The 24,781-nt window shown below is 42.9% G+C and carries 17 protein-coding genes, 5 tRNA genes and 2 rRNA genes; 1 reads left to right on the top strand and 23 read right to left on the bottom strand.

Going from position 1 to position 24,781, the window contains the following annotated elements:
- Nucleotides 1–259: 259 nt before the first annotated feature.
- The 9 genes from rpoC to ACSLUR_RS00080 all read right to left on the bottom strand — a co-directional run bounded on the left by rpoC (nucleotide 260) and on the right by ACSLUR_RS00080 (nucleotide 12,723).
- The gene (rpoC, locus tag ACSLUR_RS00120; protein WP_115998792.1) at nucleotides 260–4,495 is read right to left on the bottom strand and encodes a DNA-directed RNA polymerase subunit beta'; all 4,236 of its coding nucleotides are present in this window, start codon (nucleotides 4,493–4,495) and stop codon (nucleotides 260–262) included.
- 102 nt (nucleotides 4,496–4,597) lie between these two features.
- Nucleotides 4,598–8,626: a DNA-directed RNA polymerase subunit beta gene (gene rpoB / locus ACSLUR_RS00115; RefSeq protein ID WP_448550724.1), complete on the bottom strand. Its 4,029-nt coding sequence runs from the start codon at nucleotides 8,624–8,626 to the stop codon at nucleotides 4,598–4,600.
- Between the two features lie 334 nt (nucleotides 8,627–8,960).
- Nucleotides 8,961–9,329 (bottom strand): 50S ribosomal protein L7/L12, encoded by a 369-nt coding sequence (rplL, locus tag ACSLUR_RS00110; RefSeq protein WP_448550722.1) that lies wholly within the window; start codon nucleotides 9,327–9,329, stop codon nucleotides 8,961–8,963.
- 84 nt (nucleotides 9,330–9,413) lie between these two features.
- Nucleotides 9,414–9,908 (bottom strand): 50S ribosomal protein L10, encoded by a 495-nt coding sequence (rplJ, locus tag ACSLUR_RS00105; RefSeq protein ID WP_115998789.1) that lies wholly within the window; start codon nucleotides 9,906–9,908, stop codon nucleotides 9,414–9,416.
- 354 nt (nucleotides 9,909–10,262) lie between these two features.
- Nucleotides 10,263–10,958 (bottom strand): 50S ribosomal protein L1, encoded by a 696-nt coding sequence (gene rplA, locus ACSLUR_RS00100; RefSeq protein WP_115998788.1) that lies wholly within the window; start codon nucleotides 10,956–10,958, stop codon nucleotides 10,263–10,265.
- Between the two features lie 4 nt (nucleotides 10,959–10,962).
- Nucleotides 10,963–11,391, bottom strand: a complete 429-nt coding sequence (rplK, locus tag ACSLUR_RS00095) for a 50S ribosomal protein L11 (RefSeq protein WP_115998787.1) — start codon at nucleotides 11,389–11,391, stop codon at nucleotides 10,963–10,965.
- A 208-nt stretch (nucleotides 11,392–11,599) separates the two neighbouring features.
- On the bottom strand, nucleotides 11,600–12,178 hold the full coding sequence (gene nusG, locus ACSLUR_RS00090) for a transcription termination/antitermination protein NusG (protein ID WP_115998786.1): 579 nt from the start codon (nucleotides 12,176–12,178) through the stop codon (nucleotides 11,600–11,602).
- A gap of 3 nt (nucleotides 12,179–12,181) precedes the next feature.
- Nucleotides 12,182–12,562, bottom strand: a complete 381-nt coding sequence (secE, locus tag ACSLUR_RS00085; RefSeq protein WP_115998785.1) for a preprotein translocase subunit SecE — start codon at nucleotides 12,560–12,562, stop codon at nucleotides 12,182–12,184.
- 84 nt (nucleotides 12,563–12,646) lie between these two features.
- Nucleotides 12,647–12,723: transfer RNA gene (locus ACSLUR_RS00080), tRNA-Trp, on the bottom strand.
- Between the two features lie 267 nt (nucleotides 12,724–12,990).
- Here ACSLUR_RS00080 and ACSLUR_RS00075 point away from each other — a divergent pair.
- A complete protein-coding gene (locus tag ACSLUR_RS00075) occupies nucleotides 12,991–13,614 on the top strand; it encodes a YrbL family protein (protein WP_448550717.1) in 624 nt (207 codons plus the stop codon).
- Between the two features lie 74 nt (nucleotides 13,615–13,688).
- On the opposite strand, the gene ACSLUR_RS00070 is transcribed toward ACSLUR_RS00075, so the two are convergent.
- From ACSLUR_RS00070 to ACSLUR_RS00005, 14 genes are all read right to left on the bottom strand, one after another.
- Complete coding sequence (locus tag ACSLUR_RS00070; protein ID WP_448550715.1) at nucleotides 13,689–14,657, bottom strand: prolyl hydroxylase family protein; 969 nt, start codon at nucleotides 14,655–14,657, stop codon at nucleotides 13,689–13,691.
- Between the two features lie 690 nt (nucleotides 14,658–15,347).
- Nucleotides 15,348–16,532: an elongation factor Tu gene (gene tuf / locus ACSLUR_RS00065; protein WP_115998782.1), complete on the bottom strand. Its 1,185-nt coding sequence runs from the start codon at nucleotides 16,530–16,532 to the stop codon at nucleotides 15,348–15,350.
- Between the two features lie 73 nt (nucleotides 16,533–16,605).
- A tRNA-Thr gene (locus tag ACSLUR_RS00060) sits at nucleotides 16,606–16,681 on the bottom strand.
- A gap of 19 nt (nucleotides 16,682–16,700) precedes the next feature.
- Nucleotides 16,701–16,775 (bottom strand) — tRNA-Gly (locus ACSLUR_RS00055).
- 30 nt (nucleotides 16,776–16,805) lie between these two features.
- Nucleotides 16,806–16,890 (bottom strand) — tRNA-Tyr (locus tag ACSLUR_RS00050).
- Between the two features lie 42 nt (nucleotides 16,891–16,932).
- A tRNA-Thr gene (locus tag ACSLUR_RS00045) sits at nucleotides 16,933–17,008 on the bottom strand.
- A 173-nt stretch (nucleotides 17,009–17,181) separates the two neighbouring features.
- Nucleotides 17,182–17,961 carry a type III pantothenate kinase gene (locus ACSLUR_RS00040; protein ID WP_448550713.1) on the bottom strand — a complete coding sequence of 260 codons (780 nt, stop codon included), beginning with the start codon at nucleotides 17,959–17,961 and terminating at the stop codon, nucleotides 17,182–17,184.
- Nucleotides 17,951–18,949: a bifunctional biotin--[acetyl-CoA-carboxylase] ligase/biotin operon repressor BirA gene (gene birA, locus ACSLUR_RS00035; RefSeq protein WP_448550711.1), complete on the bottom strand. Its 999-nt coding sequence runs from the start codon at nucleotides 18,947–18,949 to the stop codon at nucleotides 17,951–17,953. The genes ACSLUR_RS00040 and birA overlap by 11 nt, the downstream gene beginning before the upstream one ends.
- The gene (gene murB, locus ACSLUR_RS00030) at nucleotides 18,949–19,974 is read right to left on the bottom strand and encodes a UDP-N-acetylmuramate dehydrogenase (protein ID WP_448550709.1); all 1,026 of its coding nucleotides are present in this window, start codon (nucleotides 19,972–19,974) and stop codon (nucleotides 18,949–18,951) included. Before murB ends, birA begins: the two co-directional genes overlap by 1 nt.
- A 101-nt stretch (nucleotides 19,975–20,075) precedes the next feature.
- Nucleotides 20,076–22,238: a GumC family protein gene (locus tag ACSLUR_RS00025; protein ID WP_448550707.1), complete on the bottom strand. Its 2,163-nt coding sequence runs from the start codon at nucleotides 22,236–22,238 to the stop codon at nucleotides 20,076–20,078.
- A complete protein-coding gene (locus ACSLUR_RS00020; protein ID WP_116002254.1) occupies nucleotides 22,235–22,717 on the bottom strand; it encodes a polysaccharide biosynthesis/export family protein in 483 nt (160 codons plus the stop codon). The genes ACSLUR_RS00025 and ACSLUR_RS00020 overlap by 4 nt, the downstream gene beginning before the upstream one ends.
- 50 nt (nucleotides 22,718–22,767) lie before the next feature.
- Nucleotides 22,768–23,964: an outer membrane beta-barrel protein gene (locus ACSLUR_RS00015; RefSeq protein WP_448550704.1), complete on the bottom strand. Its 1,197-nt coding sequence runs from the start codon at nucleotides 23,962–23,964 to the stop codon at nucleotides 22,768–22,770.
- Nucleotides 23,965–24,349: 385 nt separating this feature from the next.
- Nucleotides 24,350–24,464: ribosomal RNA gene (gene rrf, locus ACSLUR_RS00010) — 5S ribosomal RNA — on the bottom strand.
- Nucleotides 24,465–24,571: 107 nt separating this feature from the next.
- Nucleotides 24,572–24,781 (bottom strand): 23S ribosomal RNA (locus ACSLUR_RS00005); the annotation flags it as partial.

The following is a 24,781-nucleotide window of genomic DNA, read 5'->3' as shown; positions in this document are numbered from 1 at the left end:
CAAGCAAAAAGCGATTAAGGATCCTTTTTGAGGATATTTAAGGATCTTTGGGGAAACGAATGGTGAATTAAGGATGATAGACGGTGCTTGAATTAGTTACGACTTAGGCAATATCGAGCATTTATTTATTCAGACGAGAAAGCCCATTTGAAATACTTGTAATACTTAAATTACCAAGCTGTGGTGCAAAAGAGATATTCACATATAAAAAAGGCCGCTCAGTTGAGCGGCCTTTTCAGTCATCATTCAGTGCTATGGCTTATAACACTGGATCGTTTTGATCGTTTGACTCAGCGTCTAAGTCAGCATTTAGTGCGTCGCTTAGTGCTTGCGCTGCTTCGTCAGCTGATACTGTTACTTCTTCTTCCATCGCCGCGTTGCGCTTGCGCATACGGTCTTGGTGGTAAGCGTAACCTGTACCTGCTGGGATTAAGCGACCAACGATAACGTTCTCTTTTAGACCACGTAAGCCGTCTTTCTTACCTGCTACAGCAGCTTCAGTAAGTACACGCGTTGTCTCTTGGAACGATGCCGCCGAGATAAATGATTCAGTGGCAAGTGATGCTTTGGTAATACCCATCATTTGCATCTCGTATTCAGCTGGTTGCTTACCTGCGGCTTCAAGTTCACGGTTTGCGATGTTCACGCGTGCCACTTCTACTTGTTCACCTTTCAGGAATTCTGAATCACCACCGTCAACGATTTCACACTTACGAATCATCTGACGAACGATAACTTCGATGTGCTTATCATTGATTTTTACACCTTGTAGACGATAAACGTCTTGAACTTCGTTCACGATGTAGTTCGCAACATCTGCTACGCCACGTAGACGTAAGATATCGTGCGGCGACTCTGGACCATCGGCAATAACTTCACCTTTTTGTACAGATTCACCTTCGAACACGTTAAGTTGACGCCACTTAGGAATCATCTCTTCGTATACTGTACCGTCAGGTTGCGTGATCAATAGACGACGCTTACCTTTAGTTTCTTTACCGAAACCAATGATACCAGTCTTCTCAGCAAGAATTGCAGGCTCTTTCGGCTTACGCGCTTCGAATAAGTCAGCAACACGCGGTAGACCACCGGTAATATCACGAGTCTTCGAAGACTCTTGTGGAATACGTGCTAATGCGTCACCGATACCAACCTCTGCACCATCTTCTAGGTTAACGATTGCGTTACCTGGTAAGAAGTATTGTGCTGGAATATCAGTACCCGCGATCATCACATCGTTACCCGCTGCATCAACTAGCTTAACCATTGGGCGCATTTCTTTACCCGCAGAGCTACGTTGGTTTGGATCAGTAACAACAGTGCTAGATAGACCCGTTAACTCGTCCGTTTGACGCGTCATTGTTAAACCTTCGATTAGGTCAACAAATTTGATCTTACCTGCTACCTCAGTGATGATTGGATGCGTATGTGGATCCCAGTTTGCTACTGTTTCACCTGCTTCAATCGCTTCACCGTCTTTCTTCGCTAGTACTGCACCGTAAGGCACTTTATAACGCTCTTTCTCACGACCTAACTCGTCAATAACTGTCAGCTCAGAAGAACGTGAAGTAATAACTACGTGACCTTCAGAGTTGTTAACGAACTTAGCATTTTGCAGTTTAAGCGTACCAGTGTTCTTCACTTGTACTGAGTTTTCTGCCGACGCTCGTGATGCCGCACCACCGATGTGGAAGGTACGCATGGTTAGCTGTGTACCTGGCTCACCGATTGACTGTGCAGCCACAACACCAACCGCTTCACCTTGGTTGATCATATGACCACGTGCTAGGTCACGACCGTAACAGTGGGCACAAATACCAAAGTCAGTCGCACACGTAATAATTGAGCGTACTTTAACTTGGTCAACTGAGTGCTCTTCTAACACGTCACATAATTTTTCATCAATTAGTGTGTTACGTGGTAGTAATACATCTTCAGTACCTGGAATTAATACGTCTTCACAAACAACACGACCTAGTACACGCTCACGTAATGGTTCAACAACGTCACCACCTTCGATTAGCGGTGTCATGGTTAGACCTTCGTGTGTGCCACAGTCATGCTCAGTTACAACTAAATCTTGTGCAACATCTACTAGACGACGGGTTAAGTAACCAGAGTTCGCTGTCTTAAGTGCGGTATCGGCAAGACCTTTACGAGCACCGTGAGTTGAGATGAAGTACTGAAGTACGTTTAGACCTTCACGGAAGTTCGCAGTGATTGGCGTTTCGATGATTGAACCATCTGGTTTTGCCATTAGACCACGCATACCCGCTAGCTGACGGATCTGAGCAGCACTACCACGAGCACCCGAGTCAGCCATCATGAAGATTGAGTTGAATGAGTCTTGCTCTTCCATCTCACCGTCACGGTTTTCAACGCTTTCTTTCGATAAGTTGTCCATCATTGCTTTCGAAACTTTCTCGTTAGCTGATGACCAGATATCGATTACTTTGTTGTATTTCTCACCCGCAGTTACAAGACCTTGGTCGAACTGCTCTTGGATTTCAGCAACTTCTTCTTCCGCACCGTCGATGATAGTGTACTTCTCATCTGGGATAACCATGTCGTCGATACCAACAGACGCACCCGCGATCATCGCGTAATGGAAACCTGTGTACATGATGTGGTCAGCAAAGATAACTGTCTCTTTCAGACCTAGGTTACGGTATGCATGGTTAATTAAGCGCGAAATTGGCTTTTTACCTAAAGGCTGGTCAATTAACTCGAACGGTAAACCTTCAGGACAGATTTGCCATAAAATAGTACGACCAACAGTTGTGTCTTTTAACGTAGTTTGGGCAACTAACTCACCCGCTTCGTTACGAACGTGCTCAGTGATACGCACTTTGACGCGAGCGTGAAGCTCAGCAACACCTGTACGGTACGCTTTTTCTGCTTCCGCAGCAGACGCGAATACCATACCTTCACCTAAACCGTTAACACGGTCACGCGTTAGGTAGTAAAGACCTAATACAACGTCCTGTGAAGGAACGATGATTGGGTCACCATTCGCTGGTGATAATACATTGTTCGTAGACATCATTAACGCACGCGCTTCTAATTGCGCTTCTAACGTTAACGGTACGTGAACCGCCATTTGGTCACCATCGAAGTCAGCGTTGTATGCCGCACAAACTAATGGGTGTAAATGGATTGCCTTACCTTCGATAAGTACTGGTTCAAACGCTTGGATACCAAGTCTGTGAAGTGTTGGTGCACGGTTAAGCATTACTGGATGTTCACGAATAACTTCGTCTAGTACATCCCATACTTCTGCGCCTTCGCGCTCTACTAATTTCTTAGCCGCTTTAATCGTTGTTGCTAAACCACGTGCTTCTAACTTGCCGTAGATAAATGGCTTGAATAACTCAAGTGCCATTTTCTTCGGAAGACCACATTGGTGTAAACGTAACGTTGGACCTACAGTGATTACAGAACGACCTGAGTAGTCAACACGCTTACCAAGAAGGTTTTGACGGAAACGACCTTGCTTACCTTTGATCATGTCAGCAAGTGATTTCAATGGACGCTTGTTGGAGCCTGTGATTGCACGACCACGACGACCGTTATCTAATAACGCATCAACAGACTCTTGCAGCATACGCTTCTCGTTACGTACGATGATGTCTGGTGCTACTAGGTCAAGAAGACGCTTCAAACGGTTGTTACGGTTGATCACACGACGGTAAAGGTCGTTCAAATCAGACGTTGCAAAACGGCCGCCATCTAGTGGTACTAGTGGGCGTAAATCTGGCGGAAGAATTGGAAGAACAGACATGATCATCCACTCTGGCTTGTTGCCAGACTGAGCGAATGCTTCCATTAACTTCAAGCGCTTAGTGATTTTCTTACGCTTAGTTTCTGAACCGATCTCAGGTAACTCTTCACGCATTTGTGAAATTTCACCTTCTAAATCGATTTGTTGAAGAAGCGCTAATACCGCTTCAGCACCCATTTTCGCGTCGAACTCGTCACCGTGCTCTTCTAATGCGTCTAGGTACTCTTCTTCTGTTAAGATTTGGCTCTTTTCAAGCGTTGTCATACCAGGTTCTGTTACAACGTATGATTCGAAGTAAAGAACACGCTCGATGTCACGTAATGTCATGTCTAAAAGAAGACCGATACGTGATGGTAATGATTTTAAGAACCAGATATGCGCTACTGGGCTTGCTAGTTCGATATGACCCATACGCTCACGACGAACTTTTGTTAATGTAACTTCAACGCCACATTTTTCACAAATTACACCGCGGTGCTTAAGGCGCTTGTACTTACCACAAAGACATTCGTAATCTTTTACTGGGCCGAAAATACGGGCACAGAATAAACCGTCACGCTCTGGCTTGAACGTACGGTAGTTAATTGTTTCAGGCTTTTTTACTTCACCGAATGACCAAGAACGGATCAAGTCTGGTGATGCCAATCCGATGCGAATACCATCGAATTCTTCAGTTTGATTTTGTTGCTTAAGAAACTTAAGTAAATCTTTCACACTCTATCTCCTGTCGGAGTTAACCTTTTTAGAGGGGAGTGACTCCCCTCCTCGTATGCAGACTGCAATGGTTATTTCAGTCCGCTAGTAGCGCTTGGCCAGTTATTCTGCGTCCAACTCAATGTTGATACCTAAAGAGCGGATCTCTTTAAGTAGTACATTGAACGATTCAGGCATACCTGGTTCCATACGGTGATCGCCGTCAACAAGGTTTTTGTACATCTTAGTACGACCGTTAACGTCATCCGATTTAACCGTAAGCATTTCTTGTAGCGTGTAGGCAGCACCGTATGCTTCAAGTGCCCATACCTCCATCTCACCGAAACGCTGACCACCGAACTGAGCTTTACCACCTAGTGGTTGCTGAGTTACTAGTGAGTAAGAACCAGTAGAACGGGCGTGCATCTTGTCATCCACTAAGTGGTTTAGTTTCAGCATGTACATGTAACCTACGGTTACAGGACGCTCAAACTTACGACCAGTACGACCGTCAGTTAGCGTGAATTGGCCGCTTTCTGGCATGTCTGCTAACTTGAATAAGTCTTTAATTTCGCGCTCGCTCGCACCATCGAATACTGGTGTTGCGATTGGTAAACCTTCACGAAGGTTTTGCGCTAGACGCATGACTTCATCATCAGAGAAGTTGTCGATATCTACGTCTTGGCGAGATTCACCTAAGTTGTACACTTCTTTTAAGAAGCTACGTAGTTTCTCAACTTTTTGTTGCGCCTTGATCATGCGATCAATCTTTTCACCAATACCGCGTGCCGCCATACCTAAGTGAGTTTCTAGGATCTGACCGATGTTCATACGCGATGGTACACCTAGTGGGTTAAGCACGATATCAACTGGTACACCGTTCTCGTCGTATGGCATATCTTCTACCGGTACAACGTTTGAGATAACACCCTTGTTACCGTGACGACCCGCCATCTTATCTCCTGGCTGGATGCGACGTTTAACGGCTAAGTAAACCTTAACAATCTTAAGTACGCCCGGCGCTAGGTCATCACCTTGAGTGATTTTACGGCGCTTAGTTTCGTACTTCTTGTCGAATTCCGCTTTGATGGTTTCGTGTTGCTCAGCGATTTGCTCAAGCTCAGATTGCTGACCTTCGTCGCTAAGGTTTTGTACTAACCACTTGTCACGAGACATGCCGTTAAGCTCAGACTCGTTCATGCCAGCAGCTAGTAATAGCTTCTTAGCACGTGCGTAGATGCCGTCTTCTAAAATAGAGAACTCGTCACCTAAGTCTTTCTTAACTTCTTTCAGCTGCATTTCTTCAATTTCTAATGCACGCTTGTCTTTTTCTACACCGTCACGAGTGAAGATTTGTACGTCGATGATAGTACCTGATACTGAGTTAGGTACACGTAAAGAGCTGTCTTTAACGTCAGCTGCTTTCTCACCAAAAATCGCACGTAGAAGTTTTTCTTCTGGCGTTAATTGCGTTTCACCTTTAGGGGTTACTTTACCTACTAAGATGTCGCCGCCTTTTACTTCCGCACCAATGTAAACAACACCAGACTCGTCTAGCTTGCTTAATGCTGATTCACCAACGTTTGGAATATCAGAAGTAATTTCTTCAGAGCCAAGCTTAGTATCACGAGCGATACAGCTTAATTCTTGAATGTGAATTGTCGTGAAACGGTCTTCTTGCGCAACGCGCTCAGAAAGCAACATCGAATCCTCGAAGTTGTAACCATTCCAAGGCATGAATGCCAAACGCATGTTTTGACCAAGTGCTAATTCACCCATGTCTGTTGACGGGCCATCAGCTAACACGTCACCACGTACTACTGGGTCGCCCATATGAACATTAGGACGTTGGTTAATACAGGTGTTTTGGTTAGAACGTGTGTACTTAGTTAAGTTGTAGATGTCGATTCCCGCTTCACCTGGGATCATTTCATCTTCGTTAACTTTTACAACGATACGAGAAGCGTCAACGTAATCGATAACACCACCACGTTTAGCAACGGCTGTTACACCAGAGTCAACCGCTACGATCTTCTCCATACCCGTACCAACTAGTGGCTTGTCCACTTTTAAGGTAGGTACAGCTTGACGTTGCATGTTCGAGCCCATCAAGGCACGGTTAGCATCATCGTGCTCTAGGAATGGAATAAGCGATGCAGCAACAGAAACGATTTGCTGTGGCGATACGTCCATGTACTGAACAGTATCTTTCGACATTAGCGTGAATTCGTTTTTGTGGCGACACGGTACTAAGTCACTGGTTAAACGACCTTCTTCATCACGCTCAGCATTTGCCTGTGCGATTACATAGTTACCTTCTTCAATCGCTGATAGGTAATCTACTTCATCAGTTACTACGCCATCGACAATCTTACGGTATGGTGTTTCTAGGAAACCATAATCGTTAGTGCGCGCGTAACATGATAATGAGTTAATTAGACCGATGTTTGGACCTTCCGGCGTTTCGATAGGACAAACACGACCGTAGTGCGTTGGATGAACGTCACGTACTTCGAAGCCTGCACGCTCACGTGTTAAACCACCTGGGCCTAATGCAGAAATACGACGCTTGTGCGTAACTTCTGATAACGGGTTATTTTGGTCCATGAACTGTGAAAGTTGTGATGAACCGAAGAATTCTTTAACCGCAGCAGAAATAGGCTTAGCGTTGATTAAGTCTTGTGGCATTACCGCGTCTAAATCACCTAGTGATAAACGCTCACGTACTGCACGCTCAACACGTACTAGACCAACACGGAATTGGTTCTCTGCCATTTCACCTACTGAACGGATACGACGGTTACCTAAGTGATCGATATCATCCACTTCACCTTTACCATCGCGAATCGCGATTAAGGTTTTCATTACACGGATAATGTCGTCGTTTGATAACGTGCCTTCACCAGTCGACTCTTCTAGACCAACACGACGGTTGAACTTCATACGACCAACAGTTGATAAGTCGTAACGCTCTAATGAGAAGAATAAGTTTGCGAATAGGCCTTCAGCCGCATCTTTTGTTGGTGGCTCACCAGGACGCATCATGCGGTAGATTTCAACTAACGCTTCTAAACGGTTAGTTGTGCTATCAATACGCACAGTATCTGACATGTACGAACCCACATCGAATTCATTCATGTAAAGTGTATTAAGTTGCTTGTGGCCTGCTTGGCTAAGCGCTGCTAATAGCTCTAGCGTGATCTCAGCATTTGCTTCTGCGATCACTTCGCCAGTTGACTCGTCAACATAGCCTTGTGATAACACTTTACCAACAATGTATTCTGCTGGTACTTCAAGCTCAGTGACATTTTCTTTGCTTAAGGTACGGATGTGACGCGCAGTAATGCGACGACCTTGTTCAACAAGTACATCACCGTTTGGTAATTTCACGTCAAATGTTGCAGTTTCACCACGTAAACGCTCAGGCACAAGTTCCATGATTAACTTGTCGCCTTTGATTTCGTAAGACGTTGTGTCGTAGAACATCGCTAGAATTTCTTCTGTCGAGTATTCTAATGCACGTAAAATAATCGATGCAGGTAACTTACGACGACGGTCAATACGAACGAATAAGTTGTCTTTCGGATCGAACTCAAAGTCTAACCAAGAACCACGGTAAGGGATTACACGTGCGTTGTATAACACTTTACCTGAAGAGTGAGTTTTACCTTTATCGTGATCGAAGAATACACCAGGTGAACGGTGTAACTGAGACACGATTACACGCTCTGTACCATTAATAACGAACGTACCGTTCTCTGTCATTAATGGGATTTCGCCCATGTAAACTTCTTGCTCTTTGATATCTTTTACGGTGCCAGCTGGTGCTTCTTTATCGTAAATTACCAAACGTAATTTTACGCGTAGCGGCGCTGAGTAAGTAACACCACGGATTTGACATTCTTTAACGTCAAATAATGGCTCACCTAAACGGTAGCTAACGTATTGTAATTCTGAACTACCAGAATATGCTTTGATCGGGAAAATTGAACGAAATGCGGCTTCTAAGCCGGTTTCGCCAGTAGGGTCAATATCAATGAACTTACGGAAAGATTCGAGTTGGATGGACAACAGGAATGGATAATCCATAACCTGTGCACTTTTACCAAAGTCCTTTCTAATTCGTTTCTTTTCAGAGTAGGAGTATCCCATGGGGTTCCTCAGCTAGCTGGGTTGTACCGAATCCACTTTAACTTTGTCGACAAAAGCTAAAGCGGGCTTTTTGCTATGACATTAAATGCCAAGTTGATTAGGCACTTGCCTGAGGTTTATGGCAAATACTCAATCAACTTGGCTTAAGTCTAAATTTTTAGTTGTAGTGTAGGTTATAAATTAAGCTAACCTACAATACTGCACTGTTTCGCTTAGAAAAAAAACCTTTGTGATAAGGCTTTTCAAATTTTAGCGTTATTTAGCGCAAAAAGGCCGGTGACGTTTAAATCACCAGCCATTGCCTGATTAGGCAGCTAATCTGTCAGATGACAGATTACTTGATAACAACAGTAGCGCCTGCTTCTTCAAGTTCAGCTTTAAGAGCTTCAGCTTCTGCCTTCTCAACACCTTCTTTAAGAGCTTTAGGAGCTGATTCAACAACTTCTTTCGCTTCTTTAAGGCCAAGACCTGTAGCACCACGAACAGCTTTGATTACAGCAACTTTGTTGCCACCGAAGCTTTCTAGGATTACGTCGAATTCAGTTTGCTCAGCAGCAGCAGCGCCTGCATCACCACCAGCAGCAACAACAGCAGCTGCAGCAGTTACGCCGAACTTCTCTTCCATTGCTTCTACTAATTCAACAACTTCCATTACTGACATTTCAGCAATAGCGTTTAGGATATCGTCTTTAGAAATAGACATAATTCAATTTCCTACAAATAAAACAGTTTAAAACTGTTTGATAAATAACTATTAAAACAAAAACCGCGTATGTGTAATGTAAAATTACGCAGCTTCTGACTCTTTCTGATCGCGAACTGCTGCAATTGTACGAACAAGTTTGCCTGCAGATGCTTCTTTCATTGCGCTCATTAACTTAGCGATAGCTTCGTCGTATGTAGGTAACTTAGCTAACATAGCTACGTCTACTACATCACCTTCGTACGCTGCAGTTTTTAATTCAAAGATTTCGTTTTCTTTGGCGAAATCAGAGAAAATACGTGCAGCAGCACCTGGGTGCTCGCTAGAGAATGCGATTAGTGAAGGACCAACGAATGAATCTTTCAAACACTCGAATGGAGTACCTTCTACTGCGCGACGTGCTAGGGTGTTACGAACAACTTTCATCCATACACCGTTTTCACGTGCTTGCTTACGCAATGCAGTAATCGCTTCAACTGTTACACCGCGAGAATCGGCAACAACAGCTGACTGAGCGCCAGCGGCAGCTTCTTGAACTTCAGCAACAATTGCTTTTTTGTCATCAAGATTGATAGCCATTGGCTTTACTCCTGGTTCACCGGTTAAACCGGTAATTCATATCCCCTAAACCAATTAGTCATGCTATTACACAGACCAATCCGTCTAGGCCATTACGGCGAGGACCAGAAATTTAAGGAAATTTCACGGTAATCACCATCTACGCAGGCATTAATTAAGAATACGTAAGCCAGTTTAATACTCAGTATTTAACCGTTTTACTACTCACCTACGGTCTTTGACGGGACTGTTTGATTTAACCGACTCAACCCGTTTAAACGAGTTAATTTGGATAAGTCGCCCAGCTCCTACCAAAATAAAGGGGCAAAATTATAGTTCAATAATTCACCCCTGTAAAGTTTCTACTCGAGAAGATTAGAAGTTTAGTGAACCTTGTTCAACTGAAACGCCAGCACCCATAGTAGTAGATACTGAAATCTTCTTGATGAATTGACCTTTAGCGTTTGCTGGCTTAGCTTTCTTAAGCGCTTCCAACAATGCTTCTAAGTTCTCTTGTAACTTAGCATCTTCGAAATCAACCTTACCGATAGTTGTATGGATGATGCCGTTTTTGTCGTTACGGTAACGGATTTGACCAGCTTTTGCGTTGTTAACCGCAGCAACTACGTCAGGAGTTACAGTACCAACTTTCGGGTTAGGCATAAGGCCACGTGGACCTAAGATTTGACCTAACTGGCCAACTACGCGCATTGCATCAGGAGTTGCAATTACTACGTCGAAGTCCATTTGACCTGCTTTAACTTGCTCAGCAAGGTCTTCCATACCAACTACGTCAGCACCAGCTTCTTTCGCTTTGTCTGCGTTTGCACCTTGAGTGAAAACAGCAACGCGAACAGAACGACCAGTACCGTGTGGTAATACTGTAGCACCACGAACGTTTTGGTCTGACTTACGAGCATCGATGCCAAGGTTTACAGCAACGTCTACACTTTCGTTGAACTTAGCAGTAGCAAGTTCTTTAAGAAGAGTGATAGCTTCGTTGATTTCGTAATCTTTTAATACGTCTACTTTTTCACGGATAAGACGAGCGCGCTTTGATAATTTAGCCATTCGATTAACCCTCTACCACTAAGCCCATTGCACGAGCAGAACCCGCGATAGTACGTACAGCTGCGTCCATGTCGCCTGCTGTAAGATCTGGTTCTTTCATCTTAACGATTTCTTCAAGTTGAGCACGTGTAACAGTACCCACTTTTTCAGTGTTAGGACGACCTGAACCTGACTTGATACCAGCAGCTTTCTTAAGTAAGTAAGATGCAGGTGGAGTCTTAGTTTCGAACGTGAAAGAACGGTCATTGTATACAGTAATTACTACTGGAACTGGAGCGCCTTTGTCTAAAGAATCTGTTTTTGCGTTGAACGCTTTACAGAATTCCATGATGTTCACACCGTGTTGACCAAGAGCTGGACCAACTGGTGGTGACGGGTTAGCTGCACCAGCAGCTACTTGTAGCTTGATTAAAGCTTGGACTTTTTTAGCCATCTTTAAAAATACCTTTGTTATGGGTGGTTATCGCTAGTTCTTTCGAACACAACACATAGGAAATGTGTTAGCTCCCCGGTTAATAAATTCGCGTTTTTAGAACAAATTTTCATTCGCTCAAATAAAAACGGCAGCGGATTATAAATTAATCAACGCTGCCGTTTCAAGATCTTTTTCTATGCTTATCGCAAAGAGCTATAAAATATGATTATTCGCTCTTCTCAACTTGGCCGAATTCCAAATCAACTGGTGTTGAACGACCAAAGATAAGTACCGATACCTTGATGCGGTTCTTCTCGTAGTCAAGCTCTTCAACCACACCGTTAAAGTCAGCAAATGGACCATCGATAACACGAACCACTTCACCCACTTCAAACAATGTTTTCGGCTTAGGTGCATCTGTTTCTTCAAGACGCTGTAAAATGCGATCTGCTTCTTTTTTGGTGATTGGCATTGGGCGATCTGAAGTACCGCCGATAAAACCCAGTACACGTGGTACAGATTTCACTAAGTGCCACGCTTCTTCATCCATCGCCATTTCAACTAGAACATAGCCAGGGAAGAATTTACGTGCTGACTTACGCTTTTGACCAGCGCGCATTTCCACAACTTCTTCGGTAGGTACTAATACTTGACCGAATTTATCTTCTAAGCCGTGAATTTCAATGTGCTCTAAAAGTGTTTTTTGAACACGCGCTTCATAGCCTGAAAACGCTTGTACAACATACCAACGTAGTTTTGGTTTGTTTTCGCCAGTTACGCTTTCAGTTAACGTTTCTTCAGACATTCTCTATACCTGTAAACCAGTGATGAAACCTACTACCCAGAACAATACTGAGTCTAGACCCCATAACAATAATGACATAATAAGGGTAGCAACTAATACGATGCCTGTTGTTTGCACGGCTTCTTGACGTGTTGGCCAAACAACTTTGCGTACTTCCGTACGAGACTCTTTGGCAAAGGCAACAAAAGTGCGACCTTTTTCGGTTTGCATGGCAACTAGACCGGCAACAATAATCGCTGCAACAACGCCAATTGCGCGGAACAGAACTGACTGCTCAGCAAAGTAAAAGTTACCGACAACGGCACCACCTAATAGCAGGAAGATTACGCCCCACTTTACTCCATCAAGAGAACCAGTTTCTTGGTTTTCTGCACTTGCATTCATAAATTCGACCTGTATTTTCCGTCTAGCTAGACAAACCAACCTTTGCAAAAGCAAAGGCTACAGTACAACCGTTGTACTTAAATTTGGCAGGGGTAGAGAGATTCGAACTCCCAACCGTCGGTTTTGGAGACCGCTGTTCTACCAATTGGAACTATACCCCTTCGTCTTTTAACGAACCTCATCTAGAAGTTCTCAACCAAAATTTGGTTACACTTGTCGGGTGATTCTTAGTTTGTTTGGGAAAAATTAAGACTAACACGAGAAGTGAAGCGACATTATACTGAGTCAAGTATTTTACTCAAGTGATATTTGCCCAATGCCAATGCTTAATTTGAGAATAAAATATCGCTTCAATAACATCGAGATCTTGATAATCCGTTAATTGCCCACACTTTCAAGACCATAATGACTAATTCTATTGATATACCGTGCTCATATTAGATAACACCTTATATTTCGCTCAAGGTACCACTCGAAAGTGCTATTTGCATCCTCGCAACCCTGATCTATGTGTGAAAATTCCATTGCAAAATCAACTAAAAAGGCAACGAGGAATATTGCGCAGTATTGAACGTGAAAATACTTACTACAAAAAATTAATCAAAAATAACATCTCATGGTCGCATTTATGCCAGTACCACGGTGATGTTCAAACCAATTTAGGCACAGGTAGTATTTACCAAGTGATTCGTGATACCGATGGTGAAATTGCAAGTAACTTAGAACACTACCTACAGCAGAAAAACTTTATTTACCGCTATCAAAATCAGCTAATAATCGCACTAAGAGCATTATTCGCTTACATGGTAGACAACAGAATAGTGACAACATCACTATTGCCCCGAAACATTGTGCTTACCGGAGCGCCAGACAACTTTAAATTAACCATAATCGACGACATAGGTAACTCGGAATGGGTTAAAGTTTCAGAACTAACAACCGCATTAACCATAAGAAAAATCAGACGTAAATGGCATAAAATGCTCACTAATATGCAAGCAAAATACGAAGGCCTTACTGAATCCCTAATTGATGATGTTTTAAATACCTAATCGTAAGAAAATAACGAAAGCTAAATTGTATTTACGCTCTACATTCACTAATCGGAAAACAAGGTTAGCACTTGCTAGCCATCTAGCAAGCAATTGCGAAGCCAAAAAGGTTTATCTCTAAACCAAAGCGTCATCACCCATTTTTCACCCGACTCAACAGGAGCACCGCGATGAATGCTTTGTACCGCTCGTTCACCGTTATCATCAACATTACTAAAAGCAATGATTTGTCCTGTTATGGGTGATAACGACAGTTGAGGAACTTTAAACTCAGTTTGACCGCCAGCGAAATCTTCATTCATGTTTAATATGCCCGTTGTTACACGTTGGCCAAACTGGGTAATTTGCTGCTGGATGTTATTGTTATGAGGGTAAATATGATCATAATGCCAATGATAATATTGGCCCGGTAAATAACGTAAGATAACTGGCGGCTCGGCATAACGAATGTCTGTACCAACCATGTTCGCAGTTAGGCGCTCCATGATCGCTAACTCAAGCGATACATTAGGTAATGGTGTATAAAAATTACTGTTATTGCGAATAGACGCATCTTTGCTACCAGCGCCCTGAGCACCAAATAAAGTAACATCTTTTAACTGTGGCGTGACTTGCTGACGAACATTGTTAAACAAACTCTCAGGGAGCTTTGATATCGCAGTAGCCGCAATATTATCGTGACAGCTCTTTTCCCCCTGCCAGTTCACAATTGCGCTGACATAGCCCAGCGTTCGATAAAGTATATTAAGGTCTATTGATTCAGTTGATACTGAGTTGTCGAGTAATACATCGTCTACAGATTTTGGGTCAACAGATTCAGGAGCATTATCACCAAACAAACTAGCAAGCTGCTCAAGGGAGATCAGCTGCCACTTAAGTGCGAATGCACAAGCCAACACTTGCTCTTCAAATAATGCAGGACTTCTAACGGTATGAACAAACCATTCTAAGGAAAATTGCTGATCGCGATTGGCGATAGCGAGCACGGTTTTCTTTTGCAAGTAACCGGCATTCTTTTCTTCTAAACATTCTAATAAGCGCATAGCTGGCAAGCTTAAAGGAATTTCAGCAAGATAAACACCTAAAGATGATACTTAGATGATTAAGCTCAAGCTGTCGCTACCACCATATTCTCAAACCGACAAAGTCATATCACCTCTGCCAAATATTGTCGGCACAACTTTACCACACTCCCAAACGCAAAGAAGGTCGCTTTCGCGACCTTCTTAGTTGTGTATTCTAGAATCTATCGATATTAGTCGATGCGTCTCTTAGATATAGCGATACAACACCGGCACCTAGCATCAGCGTATTATTTCAGCCGCTTTAAATAGCACCACAATTTACTAAACCCTAAACGTAAAAAAGGCCGCTATCGCGACCTTCTCAACGTGTATTCTAGCATCTATCGATATTAGTCGATGCGTCTCTTAGGTGTAGCGATACAACGCCAGCACCTAGCATCAGCGTATTATTTCAGCCGCTTTCAATAGCACCACAATTTACTAAACCCTAAACGCAAAAAAGGCCGCTCTCACGACTTTCTCAACGTGTATTCTAGCATCTATCGAGTTTAGTCGATGCGTCTCTTAGGTGTAGCGATACAACGCCAGCACCTAGCATCAGCGTATTATTTCAGCCGCTTTAAATAGCACCACAATTTACTAAACCCCAAACGCAAAAAAGGCCGCTTTCGCGACCTTCTTCGTTGTGTATTCTAGAATCTATCGATATTAGTCGATGATTTTAGATACAACACCAGCACCTACTGTGCGGCCACCTTCACGGATAGCGAAGCGTAAACCTTCGTCCATCGCGATTGGGTTGATTAGCTCAACAACAAACTTAAGGTTGTCGCCAGGCATTACCATTTCTACACCTTCTGGAAGCTCTACAGCACCAGTGATGTCAGTTGTACGGAAGTAGAACTGTGGACGGTAGCCTTTGAAGAATGGCGTGTGACGGCCACCTTCGTCTTTAGTAAGAACGTATACTTCAGACTCGAACTTAGTGTGTGGAGTGATTGAACCAGGCTTAGCTAGTACTTGACCACGTTGTACTTCGTCACGCTTAGTACCACGAAGAAGAACACCACAGTTCTCACCCGCACGACCTTCGTCTAGAAGCTTACGGAACATTTCAACACCAGTACAAGTAGTTGTTGTAGTTTCTTTGATACCTACGATTTCTACGTCGTCACCTACTGTGATGATACCACGCTCAACACGACCTGTTACTACAGTACCACGACCTTGGATTGAGAATACGTCTTCGATTGGTAAGATGAAGTCACCGTCGATTGCACGCTCTGGCTCTGGAATGTAAGTGTCTAACTGGTTAGCAAGCTCAAGGATTTTCTCTTCCCATTGTGCTTCACCGTTAAGTGCGCCTAATGCAGAACCTTGGATTACTGGTAAGTCGTCACCTGGGAAGTCGTATTCTGAAAGAAGTTCACGAACTTCCATCTCTACAAGCTCAAGTAACTCTTCGTCGTCTACCATGTCACACTTGTTTAAGAATACGATGATGTAAGGTACACCTACTTGGCGAGAAAGAAGGATGTGCTCACGTGTTTGTGGCATAGGACCATCAGTCGCAGCACATACTAAGATTGCGCCGTCCATTTGTGCAGCACCAGTGATCATGTTTTTAACATAATCGGCGTGACCTGGACAGTCTACGTGTGCATAGTGACGTGTTTCTGTATCGTACTCGATGTGAGAAGTATTGATTGTAATACCACGCTCACGCTCTTCTGGAGCGTTATCGATTTGAGCGAAATCACGAACTTCACCACCGTGAGTTTTTGTTAATACTGCAGAGATAGCAGCTGTTAAAGTAGTTTTACCGTGGTCAACGTGTCCGATAGTACCAACGTTTACGTGCGGTTTCGAACGTTCAAATTTTTCTTTAGCCACTTTTAAATACCTCAAGGTAAATTAAGTTATAAATGAATTTAAAAGATAGCGAGGGAATAGAGGATCTAAGAACTGGTGCTAATAGGCAGATTCGAACTGCCGACCTCACCCTTACCAAGGGTGCGCTCTACCAACTGAGCTATATCAGCACACACATACTTACAAAGATGGAGCGGGTGGCGGGAATCGAACCCGCTTCATTAGCTTGGAAGGCTAAGGTAATAGCCAGTATACGACACCCGCTTACTATAACCAGACTATCTCTGCAAAAAATGGTGGAGGGAGGTGGATTCGAACCACCGAAGGCGGAGCCGTCAGATTTACAGTCTGATCCCTTTGGCCACTCGGGAACCCCTCCAATAATCTTTTACTTTCTTCTTGCTGGCAAGAAGAAAATTAATGGTGCCGACTGCCGGAGTCGAACTGGCGACCTACTGATTACAAGTCAGTTGCTCTACCAACTGAGCTAAGTCGGCACTACATTAAGTGGTGCGCATTCTAGTGTAATGTTTTTGTGCTTGCAATAGCTGTTTTTAAAAAACTTACGATTTTGGTTTGTTTGCTGCTTTTTTACGCGAAAGCTCTTACTAATAAACATCTAGCTACACTAAACCAGCGATAACAGTGTAAAGTTTAATCGCTTTGCCTGTTATTCACTATCTGTTAAATAGCAACTTAAACCTTCAAAGACTAACAAAGGCAGGTAGCTAGTCGGAATATGCTGTGCTGCTAACATTTCAGCTAATCGCCGACCATTACCACCTGTCATAATGACTTGTTCAATGACAGCATCTTGCTGCTCAGCAAGCAGGATTGCCTGTTGAATCAATCCCAATGTTGATGCCCATGCTGCTTGCGCCAAATTGTCATTGGTATTTTGGCCAAACGCTAGCTTTTCAGTATTTAATTGTTCACCTTGTACATTCGCAGTATTAGCTTGAATACTGGTAAACAAAGTCTCGATACCTGCCAGAATCCAGCCCCCTTGGTGCTGCCCTGCCTTATCTAAGTAATCAATAGTGGTTGCTGTACCAGCATCAGCAATAATGCAATTTTGATTAGGAAAGCGTTTATGGGCGCCAAGTACTGCTAGCCAGCGATCTACACCCAGTTGCCGATGATTGTCATAACCATTAACGACACCAAAAGCTTGTACTGGTGAAGTAACTTGCAAACAAGGAATACGATTTTGCTCTGCCCACCGAGTTAACAGGCTTGAGAAGCCTTCCTGAGCCACACTGGCAAAGACGATTTGCTTTACATCAAGCCAATGTTGGCTAAACCACTGCGCTGATAAGCCTTGATTATCGCAGTAACTTACAGGTTGCAATTCTCCATTAATGACAAAGCAGTACTTGGTACGGGTATTACCGATATCAATTAGAAGCTGCTGAGCATTAGCCTGCTTAGCAATAGATTTATGACTCAAAGCTATTGCCTCGCAAACTCACTTCACCACCATACACAGGTTTTACTTGGCCATTTTGTTCAAACAACAGTGCCCCTTGAGCATTCACACCACGGCAAATACCCTGTTGCTCTTTATCACCTGTGATCAAACGCACAGGCTGATTTAAAAATAAATCCTGTCGATGCCAGTCAGCCAACATAGCATCTATGCCTTGCGTCTCTTGTTGAGCCAATCGTTGGTTTAACGCAACAATTATGGCAACCGCTAATTGGTTTCGGTCGATTTGCGATTCAGTTGATTGAGGTAAATGACGCTGCAGATCTGTCCAAGGCTGGTTAATTTCATTTGCGGCTTGCTCTGGCATATTGAGATTTAAGCCAATGCCTATCACGCTATGACAAGCACCACTCGCCTGCCCTTCTAGATCAATTAAAATACCAGCGAGTTTCACACCATCTAGATAAACATCATTTGGCCACTTTAATTGCACTTGGACATCGTAAAGCGTGCTAATTGCGTCACTAATAGCAAGCGCAGTGAGTAAACTTAGGCCCATAGCAGACGACATACCATCCGCTAAATAACGATAGTAAGACAGGTATAAGTGTGAGCCAAACGGTGAAATCCATTGACGACCACGACGACCACGCCCCTGACTTTGGTATTCGGCAATACAAACCTGCCCGGGCTCTACTTGGTTGGGTAACTTACGCAGCAAATAATCATTGGTCGAGTCTATAAGGGTATGAACTTCTACACTATTGGTTGCTGAAAGCTGCCCAAGCGCATCGCTAATTGATACCTTATCCAATAAGACGAGTGGTTTCGCTAACTGATAACCTTTGCCACGCACTTTAAAAATATCTAACCCCATTTGTTGCAGCACAGTCACTTGCTTAGAAATAGCCGCGCGTGAGACGCTAAGCTCATCGGCAATGTCTTGACCAGAGACAAATTTACCGCTGGCAAGTGCTTTGATTAGTTTTTCTCGAACAGATTTAGACATTAGCTGACACTATCAGTAAGTGAACACTCACCGCCTTTACCGATCAGTCTAACTTCAGGCTCTAGTTGCACAGCAAATTTTGCGAAGACTTTAGCAATCACCAGTTGCGCTAGCTGCGCTATATCTTCACCTGATGCTTGACCAAAATTAACGAGTACCAAAGCTTGTTTTTCATGTACCCCTGCATCACCTGCTCGGTAACCTTTTAAGCCAACCTTTTCTATCAGCCAGCCAGCCGCGAGCTTTACTCGATGATTAGGCTGCGGATAAAAAGGCATACCAGGGTAATCTTGCCGTAACTGTTCAAAATGCTCGGTATCAACTATGGGATTCTTAAAGAAGCTACCGGTGTTTGGTAATTCAATAGGGTTAGGCAGCTTGCTATTTCGAATGTCAATTACCTTAGCCATAACCGTCTTAGCGTCGACATTTTCAGGTAATGTATTTAATCCGGCGTAAGAGAGCACTGGTTGCCAGTTTTTCGGTAATGCTAGCGTGACTGACGCTATAATACCCTTTCCTTTAAGCGCATGTTTGAAAACACTGTCTCGGTAACCAAATAGGCACTCGGCTGCCGATAGTGTTTGAAGCTGTTTCGTTGCAAAATCAAACCAAGTTACACTATGGCAGAAATTAGCTAACTCAACCCCATAAGCACCAATATTTTGTACAGGTGCTGCACCGATACTGCCAGGAATAAGCGCTAAGTTTTCTAACCCTGGCATACCTTGGATTACTGTGTATTCGACCAACTCATGCCAGTTTTCACCCGCACCAATGTTTAGCACAAACTTGTCTTGCTGCTCAGTCACCTCAATACCTTTTAGCATTGGTTTTAACAGGGTTGGCGTGTTTGATTCGACAAATAAAGTATTACTGCCCTCGCCCAAAATATAAAAGGGTTCATCAGGGATAGTCAATTCAGCTAGCTCAGCCAGCGAGCTAATTTCGATTAATTTAGAGCAATGGCTATCTATTGCCATACTGTTGAGGTGCCGGACACTGCCAGCAAGCAGGTTTTGCATAAAGTGAAAGCTTCGTAATGTCGTGTTTTGAACCGATTTTGATGCCTATCCAAACTAGTGTGCGAAATACTATGCAAGCTCGGTTAAATATTAAGAACAGGTTATGCCTGTTTACGTACCGGTAATTTTATTATGTTAGCACGCTCATTGTAATACTTATTCTGATAGCGGGAAGTGTCTATGCTCTCACTTTGGTTGATCACTATCCCCTCAATGGGTGCTTTCACTTGGTTAAGCATTCTTAACCCAGAAGTAATTTGTTCTCGTTTAGTTTTAGTACCATGCACCACATAAAGCACACTTTCCACCAAACGAGAGATAATCACCGCATCGCTCACTGCATTAACCGGTGGTGTCTCGATAATAATGCGATCGTAGAAATTACCAAACACTTTGATCAGCATATCAAAGCGCTTCATCGATAAAAATGCTAATGGGTTAGCAGGTGAGATACCTGAGGTTAGAATATCTAATTTGGCATGTTTGTCTCTGACAATACACTCATTTATCTGGTGCGTTTTCGCCAATAAGTTTGATAAGCCGGGGCGGAACGGATCTAAGTTAAGGTTTTTAGCTACCGTTGGGTGACGCATGTCCGCTTCTATCAGTAACACTTTTTCCATTTCGCTGTAAGAACGCGCAAGATGTAATGCCACGGTGGACTTCCCTTCATTCGGCACAGAAGATGTAACGGCAATCACCTTAGGTGGTTTTTTCTCGCTGTTAAACAATAACGAGGTGCGCAAAGTACGAACCGCCTCGACAAAGCGGTTGTCAGTAATGTACTTATCCTCACCTTTAGTTGTGCGTTGCTTAAACCGAGGCAGTACAGCCAACACAGGTGCTTCATTAAAGCTTTCAAGCTTGCGCCTAGAATTTAGGGTATCAACCAATAACTCTCTCATCACAATGTAAATAGAAATAGCAATAAACGAGAGCACAAAGCTGATCGCGACAAATAACGACTTGCGTGGTGAGAATGGTGACTTTGGAATAATGGCTTTATCCAGAAAACGCACGTAAAACGTTGCTGTGTAGTTGCCCATTGCGTCTGTTTCTTTTAAACGCACAAGGTAACTACTATACAATTCTTTATTCGTTTCTACTTCACGCTGGAGTTGAGAGAATTGATTTTTTAGTCGGCTCAAACGAAGAAAGTCAGACTTGGCTTTCGCTAAACGCTGCTTAGTCGCCTTAACCTTTTCAATAGTCGTTAGATAATCTTTTTCTATTGACTGTACTCGTGTATTAATCTGCTCACGAATTCTTAATTGTAGTGTTGTTAATTCGGTATCTACCGCAATGCGTTTAGGATGCTTAGGACCATAGCGGCGCGACAACTCAGACAATTTTCGACTAACACGCTCTTCATTGCTTTTGAGCTGCAAGTAGGTGCTATTAGTATTAATCTCTTTAAGACCAGCTAGCTTTTCTGGTTCATTGATATGCTTTTCAATGAATAGGTGCGTCACCTTCAAATCATCAAGTGCTTTCTCAGCCGCTATACTCTCCGCGGTTAAGGCGCCAATTTCATCACTTACTAGGCCTGAAATACCATTAACATCGACCAAACCTTCTGCTTCTATAAAGTTCTGTAAAGCAAGCTCAGAAGATTCTAGCTTTTTCCCTAGCTCTTCAAGTTGGTCAACAAGCCATTGCGAGGTATTTTCTTTAGTCGAGCTGTGTATCTCGTCTTGATACTCTAAATATGTTTGGCCGACCTGATTCGCCACCTGCATGGACAGCTCGGGGTAATAGGACTTGAAGGTTATTTTCACTAACTCTGTCGATGCGATTGGGCTAATTGTCAGTTGCGTTCGAAAACGATCAACCACATCAGGCAGGGCTGGTATAGGTAACTTGCTAATATCTTGCTTAAGAAATGGCAGCTTCTCATTAAATTTATTCACCCTAAATTCGGGGTGCTGCATTAAGTTGAGTTCTGAGACAACACGTTCCGCAAACTTTCGAGAACGCAGTATTTCATATTGAGTCTTAATGAGCTCGTCAGACGCATTAGTACTATTAAAGGCTTCGTTAATGGATAACGTATTCGCAGCTAAACTACTACCTATTTGTAAAATAGCACTGCTTTGATATTTAGGCTTTAATATACTGGCGTAAAAAGCAACAATCAGTGTGATTAATAAGGTAAGCGACAGTATTTGCCAACGGCGATTCCAAAGTGGACTTAGCAACTCTTTAAGCGATACGTCATCATCACTAAAAGCATATGTTTGGGCAGTACTGTCTATATTGCTCAAAAGAAACTCTGCTCTATTTTAATGATATCATCAGGCAACACTATGGTCGCGATATCAGCGGTTATTGTTATTGTTTTTCCGTCAACTTCTCGCGTAATCTGCCATGCAGATTTTGATGCTCTAGCACTTAAGCCTCCAGCAAGTGCCAACGCTTTATCCAATCTTAAATCGTCTTGATATGCATACCCACCAGGGCGCTTAACTTCTCCGTGAATAAAGAAGGGGCGATATTCAACTATCGATACTGATACCTGCGGGTGAATTAAGTAATCCCCCTTTAAGCCGTCCGTTATTCTTTTTTCGAGCGCTTCAGGCGTTATACCCAACACGTTAATATCATCCAAAAATGGAAATGATACAAGCCCAGATTTATTCACCTTAACCTCAGTACGCAGGTCAGGCTCATCATATACGGTAATAAGAATTTTATCTCCGGCTCCTAACTCATAATTAAATGAGCTAGCAACCGCAGTATACATAAAAACCGTACTCAACAACAAAATCAGTATATTTTTTAGTCGCATAAGTATTAAAGATCGTATTTCAAACTTACACCGAATTGTTGACGATCGTAATCAAAAGGAGAAAAGTCGCTATTACTTTCTATATATTGATATCGACCAACTATTGTAAAACTTGAATTGAGTTGATAGCTCACACTTGAACTAAGCTGTAGCTCTTTATCTAATCTGCTTGCGTCGCGTAGCAAAGTATCTTTACGCTCAAATTGAACTAACGTATTAAATTGCCAACGCTCATTAAATAAGTAGGTTAAGCTAGCTTGGTATGTGTCAGTTATCTTTGCTTCACTTTCTTGCTCGTTTTCTACCTCTGACTTCCTAGCTGTTATTAAAGATAAACGAAAACGCTCAGTCGGCCTCCAGTGATAACTACCTTGCCAAGCAAAATCCTGTTCTTTTCTATCAAGGTTCTCAAAATCTACGGCTTGGTAGCCAAGCAAAATAGCTAAGCTACTAGCTTGGTTTGGTGTCCATTTTACGCCTAGTAAAGCTCTAGCCTCAGTTCTATCTGAAGCTCTACTATTATCATAAGCAAAGTCATTGAAGCCTAAATCAAAGGCCAAATACGATTTACCAGTGATAAGGTAGTCAAGATCTAGTTGAGTAAATAGTCGCTGATAATCATAAATATTAGTCACAGCTCTTCTCGTTGAATATTCACTTTGCTCTGAGCCAATAGTCGCGTTCAAACGACTAATGCTATTTAGATTACCAATTTGATAGCCAAGATTAACTAACGTATTTTCTTTACTATCCCCTTTGCTGAAAGTATTTGCTATACCTCTCGAAAGACCTGTTCCTCGATATTCATAACGCTTATCAAACGATGAGGAAATAAACAGTCGATGTGCTGGCATCAGGCGATAAAAATATTTGCCTAGCAATGCCACGTCAGTGTGATCGTCTTCGTCAAAATTATCAAAAACCTTGGCATCGATATTGGCATAGCTTTGCAGCAAATGGTTATCATCATGAAATTGAGCAAAACCATGGGCACTTAACGCATATGCTGTCGTCGATTGCTTATCTTGTTTTTGATTAAGGAAGTTATCGATATGATCAGTTTCAAGCTCAAGCTCGATATCTAATTGATTACCCTCTACGAAGGGAAAGTTAAAATTAGAATCTGTGCGTTTGACGCTCTCTGCAGAAGCAGGAAAAGAAGCTAGTAAAGATATAGCTAAAAATGAATATAAGTACTGCATAATTTATTTTTTATTTTCATTATGCGTTAATGGCTTGTTAAATGAAATGCTTTTCTAATCCGTATTTAGCTCCTCCTAGTCAATTATACTTATGTACCAATTACTCTGTTTACTCTTTGCTCAGAGGCTAAATATCTAAGTTCGCTGTGCTCTTAGCTAAAAGGCCCAAAACGGCATGGATAAGCTGGCCTATAGTAGACAAGAGATCTCAATATCTGTCATTTCGGTCTTTTCTAATTCATGAGAACATACTTTATATAGATGTTCGAAGAGTGCTGTGGTGGAGCTAAAAGGTTAATATCACTGAGCGATGCTGCAGTGAAATTTTAAAGACTATAGATGCAAAAAACCCGCAGCGTTAGCTACGGGTTTCTCTTAATTAAGTGCCTAGCGATGACCTACTCTCACATGGGACCTCCCACACTACCATCGGCGCAGTTGCATTTCACTTCTGAGTTCGGCATGGGGTCAGGTGGTTCTACAACGCTATTGTCGCTAGGCGAAAAAAGTTACAATTTGGAAATCAATATATATCGTTATTCAGCATACTGAGTACGTGACTCATATTTTATGACTTGTCAGTCTTACAAAACCATTTGGGTGTTGTATGGTTAAGCCTCACGGGCAATTAGTATCAGTTAGCTCAAGGCCTCACAACCCTTACACACCTGACCTATCAACGTCGTAGTCTCCAACGACCCTTTAGGGACCTTAAAGGCCCAGTGAGAACTCATCTCAAAGCCTGCTTCCCGCTTAGATGCTTTCAGCGGTTATCAGTTCCGAACGTAGCTACCCGGCAATGCTTCTGGCGAAACAA

The sequence above is a fragment of the Thalassotalea montiporae genome (genome assembly GCF_053485855.1).
This window is presented reverse-complemented; position numbering and strand designations above follow the sequence as displayed.

What these genes read in the sequence shown, in the direction of transcription:
- rpoB (WP_448550724.1), bottom strand. Translation starts at nt 8,626, where the DNA reads ATGGGATACTCCTACTCTGAAAAGAAACGAATTAGAAAGGACTTTGGT.
- rplL (WP_448550722.1), bottom strand. Translation starts at nt 9,329, where the DNA reads ATGTCTATTTCTAAAGACGATATCCTAAACGCTATTGCTGAAATGTCA.
- rplJ (WP_115998789.1), bottom strand. Translation starts at nt 9,908, where the DNA reads ATGGCTATCAATCTTGATGACAAAAAAGCAATTGTTGCTGAAGTTCAA.
- rplA (WP_115998788.1), bottom strand. Translation starts at nt 10,958, where the DNA reads ATGGCTAAATTATCAAAGCGCGCTCGTCTTATCCGTGAAAAAGTAGAC.
- rplK (WP_115998787.1), bottom strand. Translation starts at nt 11,391, where the DNA reads ATGGCTAAAAAAGTCCAAGCTTTAATCAAGCTACAAGTAGCTGCTGGT.
- nusG (WP_115998786.1), bottom strand. Translation starts at nt 12,178, where the DNA reads ATGTCTGAAGAAACGTTAACTGAAAGCGTAACTGGCGAAAACAAACCA.
- secE (WP_115998785.1), bottom strand. Translation starts at nt 12,562, where the DNA reads ATGAATGCAAGTGCAGAAAACCAAGAAACTGGTTCTCTTGATGGAGTA.
- ACSLUR_RS00070 (WP_448550715.1), bottom strand. Translation starts at nt 14,657, where the DNA reads ATGCGCTTATTAGAATGTTTAGAAGAAAAGAATGCCGGTTACTTGCAA.
- birA (WP_448550711.1), bottom strand. Translation starts at nt 18,949, where the DNA reads ATGTCTAAATCTGTTCGAGAAAAACTAATCAAAGCACTTGCCAGCGGT.
- murB (WP_448550709.1), bottom strand. Translation starts at nt 19,974, where the DNA reads ATGCAAAACCTGCTTGCTGGCAGTGTCCGGCACCTCAACAGTATGGCA.
- ACSLUR_RS00020 (WP_116002254.1), bottom strand. Translation starts at nt 22,717, where the DNA reads ATGTATACTGCGGTTGCTAGCTCATTTAATTATGAGTTAGGAGCCGGA.
- ACSLUR_RS00015 (WP_448550704.1), bottom strand. Translation starts at nt 23,964, where the DNA reads ATGCAGTACTTATATTCATTTTTAGCTATATCTTTACTAGCTTCTTTT.